This is a genomic window from Exiguobacterium sp. RM11, from assembly GCF_059821525.1.
Genome location: NZ_CM187558.1, coordinates 423116 through 443896 on the forward strand (window position 1 = coordinate 423116; position 20781 = coordinate 443896).

Annotated in this window: 22 protein-coding genes; 17 read left to right on the forward strand and 5 right to left on the reverse strand. The window is 48.6% G+C overall.

The window, feature by feature from the left end; translation table 11 throughout:
• Positions 1-19 precede the first annotated feature (19 nt).
• The 6 genes from atpD to AC5LIL_RS02410 all read left to right on the forward strand — a co-directional run bounded on the left by atpD (position 20) and on the right by AC5LIL_RS02410 (position 6251).
• Entirely contained in the window at positions 20-1438 is a 1419-nt protein-coding gene (atpD, locus tag AC5LIL_RS02385; RefSeq protein WP_074035892.1) for a F0F1 ATP synthase subunit beta, read from the forward strand.
• A 28-nt stretch (positions 1439-1466) separates the two neighbouring features.
• Positions 1467-1877: a F0F1 ATP synthase subunit epsilon gene (locus tag AC5LIL_RS02390; protein ID WP_012727354.1), complete on the forward strand. Its 411-nt coding sequence runs from the start codon at positions 1467-1469 to the stop codon at positions 1875-1877.
• A 150-nt stretch (positions 1878-2027) separates the two neighbouring features.
• Positions 2028-3218 (forward strand): EAL and HDOD domain-containing protein, encoded by a 1191-nt coding sequence (locus tag AC5LIL_RS02395; protein WP_499824750.1) that lies wholly within the window; start codon positions 2028-2030, stop codon positions 3216-3218.
• A gap of 201 nt (positions 3219-3419) precedes the next feature.
• The gene (locus tag AC5LIL_RS02400; RefSeq protein WP_074035896.1) at positions 3420-3638 is read left to right on the forward strand and encodes a DUF1146 family protein; all 219 of its coding nucleotides are present in this window, start codon (positions 3420-3422) and stop codon (positions 3636-3638) included.
• 243 nt (positions 3639-3881) lie between these two features.
• Positions 3882-5183 (forward strand): UDP-N-acetylglucosamine 1-carboxyvinyltransferase, encoded by a 1302-nt coding sequence (gene murA / locus AC5LIL_RS02405; RefSeq protein ID WP_499824751.1) that lies wholly within the window; start codon positions 3882-3884, stop codon positions 5181-5183.
• Positions 5184-5264: 81 nt separating this feature from the next.
• Positions 5265-6251 (forward strand): rod shape-determining protein, encoded by a 987-nt coding sequence (locus AC5LIL_RS02410; protein ID WP_074035900.1) that lies wholly within the window; start codon positions 5265-5267, stop codon positions 6249-6251.
• A 41-nt stretch (positions 6252-6292) separates the two neighbouring features.
• Here the strand turns inward: AC5LIL_RS02410 and AC5LIL_RS02415 are convergent, their stop codons facing one another.
• The gene (locus AC5LIL_RS02415) at positions 6293-6664 is read right to left on the reverse strand and encodes a VOC family protein (protein ID WP_427372217.1); all 372 of its coding nucleotides are present in this window, start codon (positions 6662-6664) and stop codon (positions 6293-6295) included.
• A gap of 13 nt (positions 6665-6677) precedes the next feature.
• On the reverse strand, positions 6678-7184 hold the full coding sequence (locus AC5LIL_RS02420; protein ID WP_427372218.1) for a hypothetical protein: 507 nt from the start codon (positions 7182-7184) through the stop codon (positions 6678-6680).
• A 187-nt stretch (positions 7185-7371) separates the two neighbouring features.
• Here AC5LIL_RS02420 and AC5LIL_RS02425 point away from each other — a divergent pair, with 187 nt between their 5' ends.
• Positions 7372-8133: an SDR family oxidoreductase gene (locus tag AC5LIL_RS02425; protein ID WP_499824752.1), complete on the forward strand. Its 762-nt coding sequence runs from the start codon at positions 7372-7374 to the stop codon at positions 8131-8133.
• 40 nt (positions 8134-8173) lie between these two features.
• On the opposite strand, the gene AC5LIL_RS02430 is transcribed toward AC5LIL_RS02425, so the two are convergent.
• Both AC5LIL_RS02430 and AC5LIL_RS02435 read right to left on the reverse strand, forming a co-directional pair.
• Complete coding sequence (locus AC5LIL_RS02430; RefSeq protein WP_499824753.1) at positions 8174-8953, reverse strand: response regulator; 780 nt, start codon at positions 8951-8953, stop codon at positions 8174-8176.
• Positions 8934-10715 (reverse strand): sensor histidine kinase, encoded by a 1782-nt coding sequence (locus AC5LIL_RS02435; protein WP_499824754.1) that lies wholly within the window; start codon positions 10713-10715, stop codon positions 8934-8936. Before AC5LIL_RS02435 ends, AC5LIL_RS02430 begins: the two co-directional genes overlap by 20 nt.
• Positions 10716-10902: 187 nt before the next feature.
• On the opposite strand from AC5LIL_RS02435, the gene AC5LIL_RS02440 reads away from it, so the two are divergent.
• The 4 genes from AC5LIL_RS02440 to AC5LIL_RS02455 all read left to right on the forward strand — a co-directional run bounded on the left by AC5LIL_RS02440 (position 10903) and on the right by AC5LIL_RS02455 (position 15686).
• The gene (locus AC5LIL_RS02440; protein ID WP_499824755.1) at positions 10903-12858 is read left to right on the forward strand and encodes a HAMP domain-containing sensor histidine kinase; all 1956 of its coding nucleotides are present in this window, start codon (positions 10903-10905) and stop codon (positions 12856-12858) included.
• A gap of 98 nt (positions 12859-12956) precedes the next feature.
• On the forward strand, positions 12957-13730 hold the full coding sequence (locus tag AC5LIL_RS02445; RefSeq protein WP_499824756.1) for a flagellar hook-basal body protein: 774 nt from the start codon (positions 12957-12959) through the stop codon (positions 13728-13730).
• A gap of 11 nt (positions 13731-13741) precedes the next feature.
• Entirely contained in the window at positions 13742-14524 is a 783-nt protein-coding gene (locus AC5LIL_RS02450; protein ID WP_214784776.1) for a flagellar hook-basal body protein, read from the forward strand.
• A 64-nt stretch (positions 14525-14588) separates the two neighbouring features.
• The gene (locus AC5LIL_RS02455) at positions 14589-15686 is read left to right on the forward strand and encodes a glycerate kinase family protein (protein ID WP_499824757.1); all 1098 of its coding nucleotides are present in this window, start codon (positions 14589-14591) and stop codon (positions 15684-15686) included.
• Positions 15687-15712: 26 nt separating this feature from the next.
• Here the strand turns inward: AC5LIL_RS02455 and mscL are convergent, their stop codons facing one another.
• A complete protein-coding gene (mscL, locus tag AC5LIL_RS02460) occupies positions 15713-16090 on the reverse strand; it encodes a large conductance mechanosensitive channel protein MscL (RefSeq protein WP_214792967.1) in 378 nt (125 codons plus the stop codon).
• Between the two features lie 194 nt (positions 16091-16284).
• Here mscL and AC5LIL_RS02465 point away from each other — a divergent pair, with 194 nt between their 5' ends.
• From AC5LIL_RS02465 to AC5LIL_RS02490, 6 genes are all read left to right on the forward strand, one after another.
• Complete coding sequence (locus AC5LIL_RS02465) at positions 16285-16545, forward strand: DNA-directed RNA polymerase subunit beta (protein ID WP_214694488.1); 261 nt, start codon at positions 16285-16287, stop codon at positions 16543-16545.
• A gap of 13 nt (positions 16546-16558) precedes the next feature.
• Entirely contained in the window at positions 16559-16981 is a 423-nt protein-coding gene (fabZ, locus tag AC5LIL_RS02470; protein WP_427372226.1) for a 3-hydroxyacyl-ACP dehydratase FabZ, read from the forward strand.
• An 11-nt stretch (positions 16982-16992) separates the two neighbouring features.
• Positions 16993-17448 carry a hypothetical protein gene (locus AC5LIL_RS02475; protein ID WP_427372227.1) on the forward strand — a complete coding sequence of 152 codons (456 nt, stop codon included), beginning with the start codon at positions 16993-16995 and terminating at the stop codon, positions 17446-17448.
• A gap of 94 nt (positions 17449-17542) precedes the next feature.
• Positions 17543-19279 (forward strand): methyl-accepting chemotaxis protein, encoded by a 1737-nt coding sequence (locus AC5LIL_RS02480; protein WP_499824758.1) that lies wholly within the window; start codon positions 17543-17545, stop codon positions 19277-19279.
• A 63-nt stretch (positions 19280-19342) separates the two neighbouring features.
• On the forward strand, positions 19343-20392 hold the full coding sequence (locus tag AC5LIL_RS02485) for a C45 family autoproteolytic acyltransferase/hydrolase (RefSeq protein ID WP_214694477.1): 1050 nt from the start codon (positions 19343-19345) through the stop codon (positions 20390-20392).
• A 57-nt stretch (positions 20393-20449) separates the two neighbouring features.
• The gene (locus AC5LIL_RS02490) at positions 20450-20728 is read left to right on the forward strand and encodes a hypothetical protein (protein WP_012727334.1); all 279 of its coding nucleotides are present in this window, start codon (positions 20450-20452) and stop codon (positions 20726-20728) included.
• The last annotated feature ends 53 nt before the right edge of the window (positions 20729-20781 follow it).

The window sequence follows — 20781 nt, forward strand, 5'->3', positions numbered from 1 at the left end:
ATTGTAGGAGGCTAACACGATGAACGAATACGGCATGAAAGGCCGCGTAGTCGCAGTCATGGGCCCAGTTATCGACGTTAAGTTCGACAACCACTTACCGAACATCTACAACGCTCTCAAAGTCACACACGTGGCAGCGACAGCAGACGATGTTAGTGTCGACTTGACGCTTGAAGTAGCTGTTCACCTTGGTGACGACACGGTCCGTACGATTGCGATGGACTCAACTGACGGCGTTCGCCGCGGTATGGAAGTACTTGACTTAGGATCACCGATTTCGGTACCAGTTGGAGAAATGACACTTGGACGTGTCTTCAACGTTCTCGGTAACCCAATCGATGATAAAGAAGTGGCAGCTGACGTGCTTCGTGCACCGATTCACCGTCAAGCGCCAACATTTGACGAATTGTCAACGAAAGTTGAAATCCTTGAAACAGGGATTAAAGTCGTCGACCTTCTCGCACCATACATCAAAGGTGGTAAAATCGGCCTCTTCGGTGGTGCCGGTGTAGGGAAGACCGTCCTCATCCAGGAACTGATCAACAACATCGCGCAAGAGCACAGCGGGATTTCTGTATTCGCAGGAGTCGGTGAGCGTACGCGTGAAGGAAATGACTTGTTCCACGAGATGACGGACTCAGGCGTTATCAAGCAAACAGCGATGGTCTTCGGTCAGATGAACGAACCACCTGGTGCACGTCTCCGTGTTGCCTTGACTGGTTTGACAATGGCAGAATACTTCCGTGACGAGCAAGGACAAGACGTTCTTCTCTTCGTTGATAACATCTTCCGTTTCACACAAGCAGGTTCTGAGGTATCGGCCCTTCTCGGACGTATGCCATCGGCGGTAGGTTACCAGCCGACACTTGCTACTGAAATGGGTATGCTTCAAGAGCGGATCACATCGACTGCAAAAGGATCGGTTACATCGATTCAAGCGGTTTATGTACCAGCCGATGACTATACGGACCCGGCTCCAGCAACAACGTTCGCTCACCTTGATGCAACAACCAACCTCGAGCGTCGTCTTTCGGAGATGGGGATTTACCCAGCCGTTGACCCACTCGCATCGACTTCACGTGCCCTCTCTCCTGAAATCGTAGGGAAAGAGCACTATGAAGTCGCGCGTAACGTTCAACAGACGCTTCAGCGTTATAAAGAACTTCAAGACATCATCGCAATCCTCGGGATGGATGAGTTGTCTGAAGACGACAAACTCACGGTTCACCGTGCACGTCGTATTCAGTTCTTCTTATCACAAAACTTCCACGTGGCTGAGCAGTTCACGGGCCAAAAAGGTTCGTACGTACCAGTCAAAGAGACAGTACGCGGCTTCAAAGAGATCCTCGAAGGTAAACACGACGATCTTCCTGAAGATGCATTCCGTCTCGTTGGTCCAATCGAAGACGTCATCGAAAAAGCGAAGACGTTGGTCTAAGACCTACGCGGAAGGGGGAAACTAGACGATGAATACTGTTCACGTCAACGTCGTCACCCCGGATGGTGCAGCCTTTGAAGGGGACGCACGAATGGTCATCGCCAAATCGGTCACTGGTGAGCTCGGTATCTTACCGAAGCACATCCCGATGGTGACACCACTCGACGTCTCAGTCCTCAAACTGCGCCACGAAGATGGTGGACGCACGCTGATCGCAATCAGCGGCGGTTTCATGGAAGTTCGTCCCGATACGGTGACGATCTTAGCTGAAACAGCCGAAATGGCGGATAAGATCGACTATGACCGCGCTTCTGCGGCGAAAGTTCGGGCCGAGCGCCGTCTCCAAGACACGAAGCTCTCAGAACTCGAATTCCGTCGTGCGGAACTTGCGCTCAAAAAAGCGATCAACCGCTTGAGCATTCGCGATATGAAAGAATAACAATGACTCTCACACGAAAGTGTGGGAGTTTTTTTGTGTTTATATGAAAAGATAGGACTTTTGTCGTGCTCCTAAATCATGGGACTAGTAAAAAATAGATGGGGGATGACCGATAATATAAGTGGGAATGAACGTAAAGGGGAGTAGGGAATGAAAGTTTACGTTGCGCGACAACCGATTTTTGACCAAAAATTACGCGTTTGCGGCTACGAACTGTTGTATCGCCGCAGCGAAAACAATATGTTTGAGAACGTCGATGATTCGTTAGCAACGGCTGACGTGATTCATAACGCCTATCTCGTCTTTAATTTTCGGGAATTGACAGAAGGGACGAGAGCGTTTATCAACTTTCCACAGACGTTGATTGAAGGGGAGGTGCCATCATTGTTGCCTCGTCAATCCCTCGTCGTGGAAGTACTCGAGCACGTCGAGCCGACTGAGAAAGTGTTGCAGTCTCTTCGATCGCTCAGACGCCAAGGGTATACGATTGCGCTTGATGATTTCGTGTTTGAGGAGAAGTATCGGGCATTGATCGGCTTGGCCGACATCATTAAAATCGACTATCAAGCCACACCGGTGGAACAGCAACAAAAGTTAATCGATGCCCTCGGACATCGGATCGAATTTTTAGCGGAAAAAATCGAGACACCGGCAGAGTACGAGATTGCGAAGCGATTAGGGTATAAGATGTTCCAAGGCTATTTCTTTAGCCGTCCGATCGTCATACACGGGGCAGAGGTCCATCCGCTTCGCCACACGCTCATTGAGGTGTTAAAAGAATTGGATCGTCCAGAGCCGAGTTTCCGTCGCATTTCGGCGCAAATTGAACGAAGTGTCGATTTATCGTATAAAATGCTTCGTTCCGTCAATACGGTGTATCAAAAAGGACGTCATACGATTCAGTCCATCGAACAAGCTGTTGCGCGAATCGGGCTCGATGAAATGAAGCGATGGTCCTATTTGATGTTGCTACGCGAGATGCAGACGTCCGAATCGAAGGAACTGATCAAACAGAGTGTCATTCGTGGGAAGATGATGGAATTGATTGCGGAGGATACAAATAGTGGCGTCAATTCCTTTGATGCCTTTATCACGGGTATCTTCTCATCGCTCGACGTCATTCTGGACAAGGCGATGCAGACGTTGATTGCAGAGCTGCCTGTAGCGCCTCCTGTGAAAGCGGCGCTTCTCGGAGAACCGAACGAATTACGGATGTTACTCGAGGATGTCATCGCTTATGAACGATTGACAATCCCTATTCATAACACAGATTCAGATTGGGCTCAATATTACGTAGAAGCCATCCGCTGGTCACGTAGCCTTGACGAATCGAGTGAATAATGTTTGAAATATGTGAGGGGCGTCAATTACTGTAGTAAGGCCTTACTGCGGATGACGTCCCTTTTGGTGTGCTTGTGGAGAAAGTGAGTTGATCGAATGGTCTAAAACCGCTCGAAGCTTGAGACACTGTGTCTTTTTTTCTCTAACATGACATGATATGATTAAAAATGGTACGAATTTTAGAAAAGAGGGGAATCGTCGATGATCAATACCGTATTTTCGCTAGCGATTTACGTCATAGCGATTTACGTCGCTTGGTGGGCACTCTTACCCGTCAAATGGGACAAGTTGCTTAATCAAGTGAGGAGCCCGCAAGCAGCTGTCTTGCGCGTTCTCGTAGCCGTCGTCTTCGGTTCGTTGATTGCTCAGTTCTTTTTGGAGTATATCCGATTGGCACAAGAGCTCGCACCTATACAGTAGCCACAGAATGTTTAACAAACTGTAATCCTGCTGTAACGACTCCTATATGTTTATCATGTAGGATAAATTCGTCTGACATGATGTTTTTTTCATTCTGTTTGAACTTATTTATTACGATTTTATTTACGAATGAAGAAACGGTCACGTTTTACAAACCATTCTAATAATCGACATCATCACATCCGAAATCGGATATCGACGCACTATATAAAAAAACAATGAAGTTGGAGGACAAAGAGAGATATGAAGGATTTGATTGTAGTCCGTGGAGGACGTAAACTGTCAGGTACTGTGCGCGTTGAGGGAGCAAAGAACGCTGTACTCAAAACATTGGTTGCCACTCTGTTAGCTAGCGAAGGAAAGTCAATCTTACAAAACGTACCACGTCTTGCGGACGTGTACACGATTAATAAAGTACTTCGTCACCTCGGTGCAGAGGTGTCGTTCAATGAAGAGAAGAATGAAGTCATTGTCGATGCGTCGGGCGACATCAAAGATGAAGCACCGCTCGAGTACGTTCGGAAGATGCGGGCTTCAATCCTCGTCATGGGACCTCTTTTAGCTCGTCTCGGTCATGCGCGTGTCGCAATGCCGGGCGGTTGCTCAATTGGCTCACGTCCAATTGACCTCCACTTAAAAGGATTCGAAGCGATGGGTGCGAAGACAGTCATCGGCAACGGATTCGTGGAAGCTTCTGTAGAAGGTCGTCTCCAAGGCGCGAAAATCTACTTGGACTTCCCATCTGTTGGTGCGACGGAGAACATCATGATGGCAGCTGTGCTTGCAGAAGGCACAACGATCATCGAGAACGTCGCGAAAGAGCCTGAAATCGTAGACCTTGCGAACTTCTTGAACGGAATGGGCGCACACGTACGTGGCGCAGGTACAGAAACGATTCGCATCGAAGGTGTGGAAACACTCCGCGGTGCAGAACACTCAATCATTCCTGACCGCATCGAAGCAGGGACATTCCTTGTCGCTGGTGCGATCACAGGAAGTGACATCGAAGTCATCGGTGCAGAACGTGAACACCTTCGTCCACTGATTTCAAAAATGGAAGAGATGGGTGTACACTTCGAAGATACAGCGGAAGGCATGCGCGTCTCAGCGCCGGATGAGTTGAAGCCGGTCGATGTGAAGACGATGCCACACCCTGGATTCCCGACAGACATGCAATCACAAATGATGGCTCTCGTCTTGAAAGCAGGCGGCACATCCGTGATTACAGAAACCGTGTTTGAGAATCGCTTCATGCACGTGGAAGAATTCCGTCGCATGAATGCGGACATCAAGATTGAAGGACGTTCAGCAATCGTCAAAGGTGGCGTTCATCTTCAAGGAGCGGAGGTCGTCGCAACTGACCTTCGTGCCGGAGCAGCACTTATTCTAGCGGGTCTCATCGCAGAAGAAGAGACACGCGTTGGTGATTTATATCATATCGACCGTGGATACGTAGACTTCCACAAAAAACTTCAAGCACTCGGTGCCGACATCGAGCGCATCCAAGGAACTGTCGAAGTTACGAGTGAAATGGTTCAGAACTAAGAAACGAGCACGAATTCGAGAGCGAGGAGAGACTCTTCTCGCTCTTTTCAATGAAGAAATGAACGGAGGAACCTATACATCATGTTTTCAAAAGATATCGGGATTGATTTAGGGACAGCAAACGTTGTCATTCACGTAAAAGGGAAAGGAATCGTCTTAGACGAGCCTTCAGTCGTTGCGATGAAACGCTCTACAGGGAAAGTGCTAGCAGTCGGTTCAGAAGCGTATGAGATGGTTGGTCGTACACCTGGTGATATCGTGGCGATCCGTCCTCTTCGTGATGGAGTCATCGCCGATTTCGCCACCACAGAAGAAATGCTCCGTCACTTCATCGAGAAAATTCAAGTCCGTGGCTTCTTCGGAGGTATTCGCATGTTGATTTGTACACCTGCGAACGTGACGCCAGTCGAAGCGAAAGCAATTCGTGAGGCTGCTGAAAAAGCAGGGGCGAAAGAAGTCTTCCTCGCCGTAGAACCTAAGGCGGCAGCTGTTGGTTCGGGCATGGACATCTGGAAGCCGGTCGGTCACATGATCATCGACATCGGTGGGGGGACGACAGATGTCGCCATCCTCTCGATGGGTGATATCGTCTGCGGTGAAACAATCAAGATTGCAGGGGACCGTTTCGACACGGACATTCTCCGTGCGATCAAAGAGAAGCATAAACTCATCATCGGGGAACGGACAGCCGAGCAAATCAAGAAAGAAATTGCGACGGTGTTCCCAGGTGGACGTAACGAGTCGATGGACATTCGCGGACGTGACATGGTACGTGGATTGCCACGTACAGTGACGATCACGTCGGAAGAACTCCGTGAAGCGATGGCCGAGTCAGCGAACGAAATCGTCGAAGCGACGAAGCGTGTCCTTGAACAGACACCACCGGAGCTTGCCGCTGACATCATCGACCGTGGCATCATCATGACAGGTGGGGGATCACTCCTTCACGGTCTCGACCAACTCGTGGCCGAGCGTGTCATGCTCCCAGTCATGATGGCTGAAGAGCCGACGCTCAGTGTCGCGCACGGTACGGGGATCATGCTCGAAAACTTAGATCGATTGAAATAAACAAACAGGCGACCGTGCGCGGTCGCCTGTTTTTATGTAGGTTAGATTGGTTTTTCGGCTAGAAGGGCCAACACGTTGTCTTCAGAGTCTCTAAAGAAACTCATCCATGTTTCTGTCTTATCCATTTTTGCCACGAGATGAGGTTCATCGATGAAAGTCACCCCTCGAGTTTGGAACTGCGAATAAGCATGATCAATGGACGCGACACTTAGGTAGAGAATCGGACTAGCTTTTGCAAAGTCCCCATTTTCAGGAGGGGACAGCATAAGTCTCACACCCCCGCAGTTGAAGAACGCTAGCTCTCCTGCTTGAAAGAGAAAAGGGATTTCAAGCGTATCTCGATAGAATTGAACGGCACGGTTTAACTCTTTGACAGGTATGTAGATTTGTTTGATTTGTTGAATGAGGCTCATGGGATTCATCCTTTCAGTATGTAGTAGATACGGGGAGCGGTAACTTATGTTCAAGTTGTTGATGCAGGCGGTTGACAAGCTCTGTTGGATAATACATGATGCCGATAGAAATACGTAACGGGAATAAGGTGTGTAAATCGCTAGGATAATAGGAACCGTCGCGTGGTAACGTATGATCGACTATTCGTGAGACCCCTGTGGATTGGTCGATGCGTAAGACGATTGGGACAGACATCCCTGTCCCCCGTTCGAGTTGTTGATGATTTGGGTAATACTCTTGAAGAAGCGCCCATACATACACTTCCTGTCGAGTCGTACTCGTCCCGAGAATATGATAACTCGCGTAAACGTCCCCACCGAAATTAGGGGACATGACTTCAGCCGTCAAGTAACGCTCCAATTCGTTTTGATCTACGTCGACGGATTGGGTAAGGGTGACAAACGATTCATCTGTCCAAGCGGCATAGAAGACAGCAATGATGGTCAGTGTACAGAATGTCGTCATGATTAACTTTTTCATATAAGCGCCTCCAAATACCGATGTGATGAATCCTATACATTCATCATATCTGAAGAGACTACAAATATATAGGTTATTTATGGGTGAAATTGTATATAATGAAATCATTAAGTAATGAGAGGGGAATCATGATGGCACCGATTCACCAAATGACTGAACTACATAAAAAATCGAATCGGAGGACATGATGAACAAACCACTTACACTCATTACCGGAGTCAGTCGCAATCAAGGCATTGGGGCTGCCATCGCACGAAAACTCGCACATGAGGGGCATGACTTGTATTTGACGCACTGGAGTCCGTTTGACGCGACCGAAGGAGTCGGGGAAGAGAGAGGCTTCATCGATCGATTCGTTCAAGAGTTGACCGAACAAGGAGCCCGTGTGGAGCATGAGGCGTATGATTTAGCATCGGGTGACGAAGTTGGACTACTTGATCGGATTGAGGCCAAACTAGGGGTACCGAGCAGGCTGATTCATAACGCGACCTATGAGCGACATGTCAACGCCGAGAACTTTACGACCAATGTACTGAGACAGCATTATATGGTGAACAACGAAGGGGCACTTGGACTCACCTTTGCGTTTGTCGAACGTTATCAGCAAGCAGGATATCAAGACGGACGCATTTTGTTTTTAGTATCGGGTGGGGCCGATGCGAATAACCTAGCGTACATCGCGACAAAAGGGGCATTGATTGCGATCACGCCTGCACTCGCAAACGGAGTAGGGAAGTATGGAATTTCCGTGAATGCACTCGATCCAGGCCCGACAGACACGGGATGGATTGATGATGAGCTTCGTCAGAACCTGCTCCCATTGTTCCCATACAATCGGGTGGGAACACCAGAAGATACGGCGCGTTTCGTGGCTTTCTTGATGGGAAACGACGGGGCATGGGTGAATGGGCAACATCTTCATGTAGATGGTGGATTCACGGGGCGTTAATACATAAAGGCATCTCGCTTTTTGCGCGAGATGCCTTTTCTTAGAGCCATTTATAGTCTTTATCGACGAACAATCGATTTTTCAGTTCCGTCTTAGAAATCGAAGAATTTGTTCCATCCAACCATTCATAATAATCGCAGACACAAGATTCACCGAGTTCAATCGAGTAACCGTTATTGATTGTCTTCACTTTAATATCTAGTTGATGTTCCGCTAGCGTCTTCTTCAAACGATAAATTGCATTGTATACGTTATGCAAGGCACGTTGCGGCTCATCGATATCCGGGTACAACGTTTCCGCAAGCACCCATTTATTGACGACTTGTTTTCGGTGATACACCAAGAACGCAAATATTTCTTCTGTCTTTTGTGTCGGCCATTTCACAAGATTCCCATCCTGTGTCCGAACTGAAAAGCGATCAAAGCACTGGATGCGACAAGATTGATGTGGATTCTTTTGTTGAATCGATTCATAACGCTGCACGATGCGCGGGATGACGTTATGAATCATCTGTTCCGTAATCGGCTTCAGCAAGTAATGGGTCGCATGCAGATTAAACGCTTCGACGGCATATTGTTGATGAGCGGTCGTGAAGACGACTTGCGTCCGTTCGGGTAAATAGGTCGCGAGCTCGAGGCCAGTCATTTCAGGCATCTCGATATCTAAGAAGACGAGGTCGACCGGATGTTCTTGAATAAAATTGAGAGCTTGAAGCGGACTTTGGAACGAACCGACCCATTCAAGAGATGGCTCTTCTTTTACAATTCGCTCCATCATGCCTAAAAGATGATGTTCATCTTCAATTAAAATCGTACGCATTGATGTGATTCGTCCTTTCTTGTTTGGGTAGCCGTAACTGAACAGAGGTCCCTCGCGTTAAAGTAGAGGTTAAATCAAATGTCGCACCTTGAAGGTGTTCAATTCGGCGTTTTATATTACAGATTCCGATACCGGATGATTCGTTAGACTGATTCAGATCAAACCCGCTTCCTGTATCACGAACGCGGATATCAATCATTCCATTCTGTTCTTGAATGGAAAGAGTGATTCGTTTTTGCCCTGGATGACGGTAGAGACCGTGCCGAACCGCATTTTCAACGAGCGGCTGAATCAACAGCGACGGAATGGTGTAGTCTAACAGTGTGTCGTCAATCTCCTTCACGACCTCGAATGAATCTTGGAACCGAGTCTGTTCGATGGCGAGGTAAGAGTCAATCATATCGACTTCTTGTCGAATGGAGATATCGTGGTCGGTACGGCCATTTTCAAAAATGAATCGGACGTACGTGCTCAAATGACTGAGGAGACGAGCGGCATCGGGTGGTGACGTATAGCACAGTGCAATCACGTTCCCAAACGTATTGTAGAGGAAGTGTGGTTTGATTTGAGCGTTGAAGAATGACATCTCATGTTGTGAGGCCAACGCTTCGACTTGTTGCTTTTTCTTTTTGTCCGTAGACAAGTGAATCGGCAACAATAAAAACATTAACAAGAAGTAAATGATGGTAAACGTGTTCGCATAGAGTTGTTGGTTGGACGACACGATGAATGTCGACGTCATAATGCCGATATATCCGACAAGCTGGGCGAGTGTGAATGTCAATAATTCGAGCGTATTTGTGGTCTTGTACTTCTCAAGAAGCCAACCGATGTTCAAGCCGACCCAAAAGAACGTGATGAACAAAACGATTATCCATACGAAGTATTCGAACACACCATAAATGGAGTGTGGCAGGATGATGGCTAGAGCAGTCAATACATAAAGCGGATATCTCGCAAGCGCTAAAAAGCGATCGAACGAAACAAGTTCCAAACATCTCGCGAATTCGATCAACATGATAATGCTCAACAGTGCGGAACTTAACGTCAACTTGCCACTTCCCGTGATCCACATGCCGTCCCGAGACATGAGAGCAAGACTCGTCAACAAGAAGAACGCTGTCCCATAGCCATACAATCGTTCATTTCGATGGAACAAGTAGACGATGGCATAGAACATGGAAATCAGCAGGGAAATGAGCAACATGAAAAATTCGTAGCCTGTGTAAGCGTTTTGGGCCGTCATGATTTCATGCAACGGTCCGACTAATATACTTTCTTCGATTGGCAAGGAATTCCCTGCCTGTTGTTTATGCTGAATCGTCAATCGAAATTGCCTTGTCTCCTCATTTAGTAAGAGGAGCGAAGGTTGTTCGGATAAGCGGTTATTGCCGATTTGTGTCGTATCAACAGGCATTCCGTCAATCAAAATCGTAGAGGATGACATCGATGCAGGGATGAGTAAGGCAAACGTTCCTGTTGGCAATGTGAGATCAATTTCATATGTGGATTCCCGATAAGGGGTCGTAAATGGGATGGTTCGATAGGAGCGTCGGTCAACTTCCGAGACGATTCCCGACTCATAGCGCCACGAGCCGTCGAGGCGTAAAATCTCGTCTTGAACAGAGGAAGAGCGGAGTGAAACTTCTCCTTGTTTTACGGTGACAGCGGGATTGATCGATTGGTGTCGTATCAATAAAGTGAGGCTGACTCCGATCAACATCACTAGGATGAAGATAAATGTCATTCGATTACGAGTCATGCGCACATTCCCTTCATTCTTTGTGAGTTTCTTGTGAGGTCACTACGTTATTCTTCCTAATAGGTGAATGGATTTTTTGCAGTGACTCTCCGTCTCATCATCGTACCCGAACTTTTTTTGTTTGAACAGGAAAAGTCATTCACCGTACGAAACGGGACATTCAAGGAGTATAGGAAGAAGGCATTCCATGAAACGTTGGATTGAACAACGCATTAGTCGACAAGTGATGACCATTTTTTATATATTGATTGCCTTAGTGACGCTTACATCGGTTGGGACCTATTTTTATACGCAACAATCGATTCAACAAACGACCGTTCAATTAGAGCGGATCAGTGAGCAACGTGCACGGGCGACAGATTTATTTGAAACGTGGCAATCGATGCAGTATGAGTTACGCGGTCACGTCCTCCTTGGGGAAAACGCCCTGTTAGAGGAAGTGCGTAAGGCTCAAACGAATATCGATGAGCAAACGACCTGGTTCGAAACACAGGCAAGTAATGAGGAAGAAACGCAGTTCGCAGAAGATGCGCGACTCCTCTTTTCCATTTATACGACACGCGTCATGCCCGCGCTTGAACAATATGTGATTGCGAAGCAGGCAGGAGAAGTGGATGAAGAGTTCCTGCAGATGCGTACGGTCGGGCAATTCATGCCTAAAAATGAGACGTCCACTCAGACACGATTTAAGCTCAACTCAAGCAACGCTGCGGATATGAGTGCAAGCATCGTCGATATGGAGTCGGTCTTTACCGACTATCGGGCAAATCTCGACTTTCAAGAAAGTGAATTACGCGATGCGCTCTCGAAACAGTTAGTGCAAGCCCAATGGATGTGGCTCTTAATCTTACTAGGGGCACTCTTCTTGTTGTTCGTTGGCCTACAACCATATATTTTACGGCTGACGAATCAGTTGCAGACGCTCATGACGAACAGTGAACGACTCGCGACGAATCCGAGTGCGACCCTTATTCCTATCAAACCGCTACAAAATGAGGTCGGTCAATTATCCAAGGCGTTTAATGAGATGGCGACATCGCTGCGGAGTCAACAAGACCAAGTCGACCTAGAGCGTGAGAAGACCGCGCGGATCTTGCATACGATGCGCGACTCAATCGTCTACACGGAACTCAAGACGAATGAACGATTCGGGAACAGTGCGCTCTTTGATTTATATGAACATCCGATCCCGACAACTGAACGAGGGAGTTTATATCCGATTGCGATGTATTACCCGATGTTCATGAATCAGATTGATGACAAAGAAGAACTGAACCGTTTCACGAAGCGTGCGAAAGAAGAAGGGATGTTCGATGAGACGTTCACGTACACGATGCAAGACGGTCAGAAGACGATTCGGATGTATGCCGAACCGATTGATTTGCAGAACGAGCGTGTCGGTGTCATCTTCGTCTCGCGGGATATTACCCAGGAAACAGAGATCAATCAAATGAAGACAGAGCTCGTCGCAACCGTATCGCATGAGTTGCGGACACCGCTCACATCGATTCTCGGCTTTTCCGAACTCTTGAAAAGTCGTCAATTAGATGAGACGAAACGAGAGCGTTACTTGGAGATGATTGCGAGTGAGACGAAACGTCTCGAACGCCTCGTGAGCGATTTGTTAGATGTTCAAAAAATGGAAGCGGGTATGGGTGCGCCTGAGTTTAAAGTCGAAAGTTTATATGACTTACTATCCGACTTACTCGAGATTCATGCGGGATCAACGGAGCATCATCTCTTCCACTTTGACTGTGATGAAACGCTCTTTGTGGCAGGAGACCCAGCCCAGTTGCGACAGGTGTTCTCAAACATTTTGAACAATGCCATCAAGTATTCTCCGGACGGTGGAAATGTGAGTGTCGATGTGACATGTGAAGAAGATACGATTCAAATCGCCATCACAGATGAAGGTCTCGGGCTTTCCGAGGAAGACGCAAGTCGAATCTTCGATAAGTTTTATCGGTCCCAATCCGAAGCGAGTCGTCGCATTGGCGGCACCGGATTAGGATTATCGATTTGTAAAGAAATCGTCCAATTGCACGGTGGCACGATTGACGTCCGCTCTCAACTCGGAGAAGGGACGACGATGATTGTCGAGTTACCGATGGTCGATCATGTAAACGAAGAAAGTTCATCCTAAATCATAGGATGAACTTTTTTTGAAAAAACGGTGAATGCATCGCTCGTTTGGTACGATATAAAGAGTGAATCATGTTACAGGATGAAAGGAAGACGACTATGCTACGCGGATTATATACAGCGGCAGGCGCGATGAATGCCCTTCAGCGCCAACAAGAGATTTTAAGCAACAACCTTGGCAATGTGAGAACTCCGGGCTTCAAGGCGTCTGACGGCGTGGTCCGATCGTTTCCGGAGATGTTGCTCGCGCAGGTTAGCAATCCCGATAATGGGAAGTCGCGTGTGAACGGGGAAGTCGGCACCCTTTCAATGGGCGTCTATCTTCAAGAGACGATGCCACGTTTCTCAGCAGGGAGTATCACGGAATCAGGTAGTCCGACCGATCTTTATTTGAAGGCTCCTGCTGATTTTACGGGTGCACCGATGTTTGCGGTCGAACAGGCAGGCGAGACGTTATACTCGACGAATGGTCGCTTCTCGATTGATGAAGCGTTATTCCTTCGTTCAGCAGACGGTGGATATGTACTTTCTGATGAAGGGGAACGCATCCAGCTCCCTTCGAGCGAGTTTCAAGTAGGGAAAGATGGGGTCATCACGTCGCTCGGTCAAAACGTGGCGACACTTGGTGCCTATCAAATCGATGATTTGACGACACTCGAACAAGTCGGGAACGATTGGCGCGTGACAGGTGATGTGCCGGCACCGGCACAAGTTGAGGTGTTGCAGGGCTTCATCGAGGAAGCGAACGTCAACCTCGACCAGACGATGGCCGATCTCATGATGACGTATCGTCAATTTGAAGCGAACCAAAAAGTCGTCCAAGCGTATGATAAAAGTGCCGAGCGAGCTATCGAAATCGCTCGCGTTCGTTAAGGAGGAACACCATGCAGTCCATTTATAATTCGGTCAACTCTTTGTCTCAACTTCAGCGTCAACTGGATGTGACAGGTCATAACATCGCGAACGTCGATACGGTCGGCTTCAAACGCCAACAAGGGCACTTTGCGTCACTCTTATCGCAAGCGTATGATAACCAACCACGTCCAGAATTCGAAGTCGGGCGGGACACGCCGAACGGCATTCGCATCGGGGTCGGCGGCCACGTCGCCGATATCACCCAACAATTCAATATCGGACAAGTTCGCATGACAGACCGAGGACTTGATGTGTTCTTGAAGGCGAGCCGTCAATTTTTCGTCGTGGACACGCCGAACGGTGTCGGGGTGACACGTAGCGGGAACATGCAGCTGTCTGTCGGCGACGAGACAACACTCGTCGATGTGAACGGAAACCCACTCCTCGGAGATGACGGCAATGCGATCACGATGCCGAATGAGGCGACGAATCATCGTATTCGTCAAGACGGTGTAGTCGTGGCGAGCGTGAACGGTGTCGAACAGGAATTTGGACGACTCGATATTGTAGAAGTCCGAAATACGTCTGAACTGCGGCCGCTCGGTGATAATGTGTTCGCAGCCGACCTCGAGACCGAAGTCGATCGTCCGTTAGGGAATTTGTTGATGGAAGGGACACTCGAGTCGTCAAACGTTGATTTGACGAAAGAGATGACCGACATGACCATCACACAACGTGCCTATCAAATGAACTCGCGCGCCCTTTCGATGAGTGATCAGATGATGGGACTTGTCACCGCATTACGACCATAAAGCATGACCGCTTCTTCGTGAGAGAGGCGGTTTTTGTATAAGTTATGAAGAGGAGGTCAACGAGATGCGAATCGTAGTTGCCATGGATTCATTCAAAGGCTCGCTATCTAGCATGGAAGCGAATCAAGCTGTCCGTCGTGCTTTGCCGGGACATGACGTCATCACTATCCCGATTTCAGACGGAGGAGAAGGGTTTCTTGATGCGTGGTTTGCAACGCACGAGGATGCGGTCATCGTGGAAGAGGTCGTTACGTGCTTAGATGGGACGAAGCGTCCCACACGATTTGGTTTTGAGCCATTAACGAAACACGCCGTGATGGAAGTGGCGGAAACGACAGGGTTAACGCTCCTCACTCACGTCGACCCATGGCGCTATAGTTCGATCGGAGTCGGACAGCAAATTGTTCATGCGCTAGACTGGGGAGCGACGGTCATCACGATCGGACTGGGAGGAAGCGGGACGATCGATGGTGGGAAAGGGATGCTTGAGGCGCTAGGTGTTCGTTTTTTAGATGCGAGCGGTGCAGCTGTATCCTCGATGCCGCATCAACTTGCAGACGTCGCTTCCATCAATTGGTCAGGACTCGACCCGAGAGTAAGGGACGTTGAGTGGCGAATGGCTTCTGACGTACGTAATCCGTTGACGGGAAAACGAGGTGCTGCGCACGTGTTCGGTCCCCAGAAAGGTTTGGCAGCGGACGATGTGGTTCGCTACGATCAGTTACTCGACGACTATGCGAGTCACTTCAATCAGGATATGAAGTCACTCGACGGAGCCGGTGCGGCAGGTGGCATCGGATTCGCGCTCCTGCAACTTGGGGCGACCTATATGAGTGGCATCGAAGAAGTCGTCCGTTGGTCAAGGTTCGAAGACTATGTGAAAGGGTCGGATTGGCTCATCACGGGAGAAGGAAAGTTTGATGCGCAAAGTTTAGAGGGGAAAGCGCCTTACGGGTTGGCGCGTCTTGCCCACACATATGGGATCCCGACACTCGTGTTCGCCGGGCAATCTGATTTGACCGCTCATGAGGAATCGGGGATTGTCGCCATCTTTCCTATCGTGTCACGCATCATGACACTAGAAGAAGCGATATGGGAAGCCGCCCCGTTATTGACGAGTGCGGTTCAACGGGTTCGCCATGTCCTCGAAAAAACGCTTTGACGATTCGTCAAAGCGTTTTTGGCTTGTTATGGGCGCTCTTTTAATAAGTCACGAATCTCAGTCAACAACTGCTCTTCTTTCGTAGGGGTCGGGGCAACTGCCTCCTCGACTTCCTTCTCACGTTGTAGGCGATTGATGAGCTTGACGATTAGGAAGAGGGCAAAGGCAATCAAAATAAATGATACAATCTGTTGAATGAAGTTCCCGTATAAGACGTCCACTCCGAGCACGCTCGCTTTTAAGTTCGAAAAATCAATTCCTCCGATAATGATTCCGAGAAGCGGCATAAAGATATCATTGACGAGCGAGTTGACGATGGCCGTGAACGCCGCACCGAGTACGACGGCGATGGCGAGATCGATGACATTCCCGCGCATCGCGAATTTTTTAAACTCTTTTAACATAAACAAACCTCCTGACATGGAATAGCTTAAGCGTAGCATATTTATGGGAAAAGGAAAAAATCGATCAGCTTCTGTCAGGGAAGGATGCTTGTTCGACATTTGTGCATAGGGTACACTAAAAAGGTAGCAATTTACGCATTTTAATACCAGGTACTAATATGATATAATCATTTTAGCTGAAAGGATGGTTGGACGTGGCGAACGATGAACAAACGAGTTCGGAAGAACAAAAAGGTTCACCAGAACAAGAGACGAAGCAGAAGCAGCGATCACGATTGTCGAATCATCGTCGATTCCCGATCTTACTGCGTGTACTCGTCGTTTTAGTGTTGGCAATCGCGATGCTCGCCCTTGGAGCAATCATTGGATATAGCGTCATTGGCGGAGGCGACTGGAGAGATGTGTTTGACATCGAGACGTGGCGCCATATCACCGATTTTTGGCTAACCTCTTAAAGGCGGTGGATGGATGTATACAATTGAGCAAATTAAAGAAGTAATCCCACACAGATACCCGTTTCTGTTAATTGATCGAATTATCGAAGTCGAAGATAAGAAGCGTGCTGTCGGATTAAAAAATGTCACGGCGAACGAAGAGTTCTTTAACGGGCATTTCCCAGACTATAACGTCATGCCAGGCGTCTTGATTGTCGAGGCACTCGCACAAGTCGGTGCTTTCGCAATGTTGAAAGACGAATCGAATCGAGGCAAGCTTGCCTTTTTCGCAGGGATTGACAACTGTCGTTTCAAACGTCAAGTGGTCCCGGGTGATCAGCTTCGCCTTGAAGTAGAAATCATGAAAATTCGTGGACCGATCGGTAAAGGACGTGCCGTGGCCACAGTCGATGGAGAAGTTGCTTGTGAAGCAGAACTCACTTTCGCCTTGAAGTAAGGAGAAATGGGATGCGTGCTTTAGTAATTGTGTTACTAGTTGGCTTAATGACGATTGTGGGCTGTCAGCAACTACAGACGGAAGAGTCGAACGAAGAGAACATTGTCTACGAACAGAACGTGGATGAGGCAATGATTGAGAAGCGGGCAGGACAATCTGATGCGATTGCCGTTTCACTTGAACGGACGAACAATACAACGATGCTCTTCACGATTCGCATGCTTGAAAATCGCCGCCTCGACCCGACGACGGTTATGAGTTATGAGGTCGATGGAGAACGGATTGCGATTCCGTTCGGCGAACTGATTGCAGAGCGGGAAGAAGACATTCGAACGTATGAATATCAGACTGACGTAGACCCTGATCTTTTCGTATCAGATACACTTCCACTCTTCCATCTCGTAGAGGAAGGCGAGACGGAAGTTACGATTCCACTCGAAGTCATCGATTCGACAAACATTGAATAAAACAGACGATTTTGTCGAAAATCGTCTGTTTTTTTGTGGAGATTGATGCATTCTGTCCGATACAAAGGGTAAGGACAGAATGGAGGAAATCGAGATGAAACAGAAAACACAGTCGTTACAAAAACGCATTGTATTAGCGATGTTAGCCTTCGTCACATTGCTCATCGTCGTGTTCGGGGTCGTGCAATATTTTAGTACGAAGCATTCCGTACTCAGCACGTTGCATGCGACGATGATTGAAGATGGAGAACGGATTAGCGAGACATTAGATGCGGATGCATATGCGTCTTTTTTGGCAAATCCGAAAAAAAATGAGCAATATGAACAGTTACGAGAATATCTTGATACATATCGCCAACAAATCGGGGCCATGTATGTGTATACGATTGCCACCGAGGACGAAGAAGTTCAAATCATCGTTGATGGTTTGAGTCAAGCGGATGCAGCAGACATCGGAACACCTACTACCGCGATGACATACGAAGGAGCGATGGATGCGTTCAATGGCGATACGGTCACAACGAACGTCATTGACGATCCGGAATACGGGAAGTATGTGACAGTGCTCGTTCCAATCAAACGTGGTAGCGAGGTCATCGGGGTCCTTGGAATCGATAAGGCAGCCACAGAAGTCGCAGCGATCACAGGAGATGTGTTAACCGAGAGTTTGCCACCAATCCTCATTGGTCTTCTCGTCTTACTTGTCGTCGCAGCCATGATCATCTGGCGGTACCTCGGCTGGAAGCTACGCCCTCTCCAAGCGCTAGAACGCGTCGCGACGTCGATTGCCGAAGGTGACTTGGCGACGGCAACGAAAGAGGTCGAAACCATTCAGTTGAAATCGAATGATGAGATCAAGCGTCTGACAGTCTCGATGGACAAGATGACCCATATGTTGAAAGACTTAATCTCTGGGATCCAATCGTCGGCACAGACGGTCCGGGACGAGAGTGGGAACGTCTCGAGCATCTCGGAAGAAGTGAATGACGCATCTCGTCAAATCGCTTATACGATGGAAGAGATTGCGAGCGGTGTCGAAAATCAAAGTGTGTTGACGATGCGCTTGTATGGACATATGAACGAATTCTCGACGCTCGTCGAACAGACGACGTCAGACGGAGACCAAGTGAGCGAGCAGGCAGAAGTCGTCAGTCGGGTGACGATGGATGGGCTTCGCTACATGGAGAGTGCCGTCAGTCAGATGACGCATATTCATGAACAGGTGAAGTCGTCACAAGGACAAGTCCGTGATTTCGAGCAACAGGCGGACGAGGTGACAGAGCTCGTCACGATGATTCGCCAAATCTCGCAACAGACGAACCTGCTCGCATTGAATGCGGCAATCGAGGCGGCACGTGCGGGTGAACACGGGAAGGGGTTTGCGGTCGTCGCTTCGGAGATACGGAAACTGTCTGACAGTGTCGCCGAGTCTGTCAGTGAAATCTCGGAAATTGTCGGAAGCGTCAAACAAAATTCGATTGCCCTCGGCCAGACGTTCACAGAAAGTATGACGGCGGCAGAGGAAGGGAAGGAAACGCTCGAGTCGACGAAGCGCGCCTTTACGGAAATCGAACGAAGTGTCCGCCATATGCAACAACTGACGGGCTCGATGCGTAGTCAGCTCGATCGAGTGAAGACGAACCAAGACCATATCCAGCACGGCTTGTCAGAGATTGCTTCCATCTCAGAAGAGAGCACGGCCGGGAACGAGGAAGTGGCCGCTTCAACGGAGCAGATGTCAGCGACGAGTGAGACGATGAACCGTCTCGTCAAAGATTTGTCGACGACGGCGGAATCGATGCAACAGATGAGCCGCCAGTTCAAGTTGTAAGCAGTCTCACTTCAGACAGACCTCTCCTGTGTCCGCTATAATGGGCGCAAGGGAGGTTTTTTCATGCAACAATTCTCTAGTGAACTGACACAATTTCGCGGAAGTCATTACGACTTTGGGCGATTTCAAGGACAATATATAAAACGCAGTCAACTGCTCGAGAATCGGACGGACCAATGGAAGCTACGTGTGCCCCGATTCGAGATTGACGCGACGGAGGCGAAAGCTGCTTTTGATGCCGTTGCTCCGAAGATTTGGGAAGAGTTGATCGGGCTTCAAGACGAGCTCAAACTGTCTCTCAATGACACGTTGCTTCACTTCGGACATTTCCGAGTCAATAATCCGATCAGCGGATGCTCGATTCTGACAGGGGACAATTTCCTCGTCCGAAACTACGACTATCATCCGATGACGTACGATGGGCGCTACAATGTGTTTCAACCGGACGACGGATATGCCGTCATCGGACCAGTCTCTCGTGTCACGGGACGCATGGACGGGATGAATGAGAAAGGTCTCGCGATGGGGTATAACTTTATTAACCGACGTCGACCGGGTGACGGATTTGTCTGCCAGATGATCGGCCGCATCATTCTTGAGACGTGCGCGACCGTGGAAGAAGCAGTCGACTTATTACAAGAGATTCCGCATCGCGGTTCCTTCACGTACGTCGTCCATGACAAGTCGTCGAAGACACGCGTGATTGAGGCGACACCGCGGGATATCCAAGTGCGGGAATCCAATATATGTACGAACCATTTCGAGTTACTGCAACACGAGAATCGCTACCATCTGGACGATTCCACGCGTCGCATGATGGAAATCAAAGTGGTACAGCATTTGATTCAAGACGCAGAGAGTGCGTTCCGCCTCATGAACGACACCGATAAGGGCGTCTTCTCAGAACTGTATAAGAGCTGGGCAGGGACGATTCATACAGCGGCCTATTTCCCGGAAACGCTCGAGACGTGGTTCGCGCTCGGCGGGGACCGCGACCCGGTCATCTTCGATTTCCAAAAATGGCTCGACGGGGAAGACTTCGACCTTCATGCGCTTGACGGGGAACTCGCGACCGATATCGAGTTTGCGAATACGGTCCAACTTTGGCGCTGACGTTTGTCAGTGCTTTTTTTGTAGAAACGGGAATACACATAACAGGAGGGATGAAAGATGAAACGATTTGGCATCATACTCATTATGCTGACGCTCGTCACACTACTCGGTGGATGTGTGCCCGGTGACGGGACGTATACGACGGACCCGGCAGGCTTTTTCTGGGGCATCTGGCACGGCTGGATTGCACCGATCTCACTCATTTTAGGGTTATTCAATGACACGTATCGGGTGTATGAGGTGAACAATACCGGCTGGTTCTACGATTTAGGGTTTTATATTGCCGTCATCAGTGGATTTGGTGGATTGACGTTAACGCGGAAGAGTCGGGGATGATCTTGAGTGGCCCAAAGTGGCCACTCTTTTTTAAAATCTTTTTTACCGTAAAC

What these genes read in the sequence shown, in the direction of transcription:
- atpD (WP_074035892.1), top strand. Translation starts at nt 20, where the DNA reads ATGAACGAATACGGCATGAAAGGCCGCGTAGTCGCAGTCATGGGCCCA.
- AC5LIL_RS02390 (WP_012727354.1), top strand. Translation starts at nt 1,467, where the DNA reads ATGAATACTGTTCACGTCAACGTCGTCACCCCGGATGGTGCAGCCTTT.
- AC5LIL_RS02395 (WP_499824750.1), top strand. Translation starts at nt 2,028, where the DNA reads ATGAAAGTTTACGTTGCGCGACAACCGATTTTTGACCAAAAATTACGC.
- AC5LIL_RS02400 (WP_074035896.1), top strand. Translation starts at nt 3,420, where the DNA reads ATGATCAATACCGTATTTTCGCTAGCGATTTACGTCATAGCGATTTAC.
- murA (WP_499824751.1), top strand. Translation starts at nt 3,882, where the DNA reads ATGAAGGATTTGATTGTAGTCCGTGGAGGACGTAAACTGTCAGGTACT.
- AC5LIL_RS02410 (WP_074035900.1), top strand. Translation starts at nt 5,265, where the DNA reads ATGTTTTCAAAAGATATCGGGATTGATTTAGGGACAGCAAACGTTGTC.
- AC5LIL_RS02415 (WP_427372217.1), bottom strand. Translation starts at nt 6,664, where the DNA reads ATGAGCCTCATTCAACAAATCAAACAAATCTACATACCTGTCAAAGAG.
- AC5LIL_RS02420 (WP_427372218.1), bottom strand. Translation starts at nt 7,184, where the DNA reads ATGAAAAAGTTAATCATGACGACATTCTGTACACTGACCATCATTGCT.
- AC5LIL_RS02425 (WP_499824752.1), top strand. Translation starts at nt 7,372, where the DNA reads ATGAACAAACCACTTACACTCATTACCGGAGTCAGTCGCAATCAAGGC.
- AC5LIL_RS02430 (WP_499824753.1), bottom strand. Translation starts at nt 8,953, where the DNA reads ATGCGTACGATTTTAATTGAAGATGAACATCATCTTTTAGGCATGATG.
- AC5LIL_RS02435 (WP_499824754.1), bottom strand. Translation starts at nt 10,715, where the DNA reads ATGACTCGTAATCGAATGACATTTATCTTCATCCTAGTGATGTTGATC.
- AC5LIL_RS02440 (WP_499824755.1), top strand. Translation starts at nt 10,903, where the DNA reads ATGAAACGTTGGATTGAACAACGCATTAGTCGACAAGTGATGACCATT.
- AC5LIL_RS02445 (WP_499824756.1), top strand. Translation starts at nt 12,957, where the DNA reads ATGCTACGCGGATTATATACAGCGGCAGGCGCGATGAATGCCCTTCAG.
- AC5LIL_RS02450 (WP_214784776.1), top strand. Translation starts at nt 13,742, where the DNA reads ATGCAGTCCATTTATAATTCGGTCAACTCTTTGTCTCAACTTCAGCGT.
- AC5LIL_RS02455 (WP_499824757.1), top strand. Translation starts at nt 14,589, where the DNA reads ATGCGAATCGTAGTTGCCATGGATTCATTCAAAGGCTCGCTATCTAGC.
- mscL (WP_214792967.1), bottom strand. Translation starts at nt 16,090, where the DNA reads ATGTTAAAAGAGTTTAAAAAATTCGCGATGCGCGGGAATGTCATCGAT.
- fabZ (WP_427372226.1), top strand. Translation starts at nt 16,559, where the DNA reads ATGTATACAATTGAGCAAATTAAAGAAGTAATCCCACACAGATACCCG.
- AC5LIL_RS02475 (WP_427372227.1), top strand. Translation starts at nt 16,993, where the DNA reads ATGCGTGCTTTAGTAATTGTGTTACTAGTTGGCTTAATGACGATTGTG.
- AC5LIL_RS02480 (WP_499824758.1), top strand. Translation starts at nt 17,543, where the DNA reads ATGAAACAGAAAACACAGTCGTTACAAAAACGCATTGTATTAGCGATG.
- AC5LIL_RS02485 (WP_214694477.1), top strand. Translation starts at nt 19,343, where the DNA reads ATGCAACAATTCTCTAGTGAACTGACACAATTTCGCGGAAGTCATTAC.
- AC5LIL_RS02490 (WP_012727334.1), top strand. Translation starts at nt 20,450, where the DNA reads ATGAAACGATTTGGCATCATACTCATTATGCTGACGCTCGTCACACTA.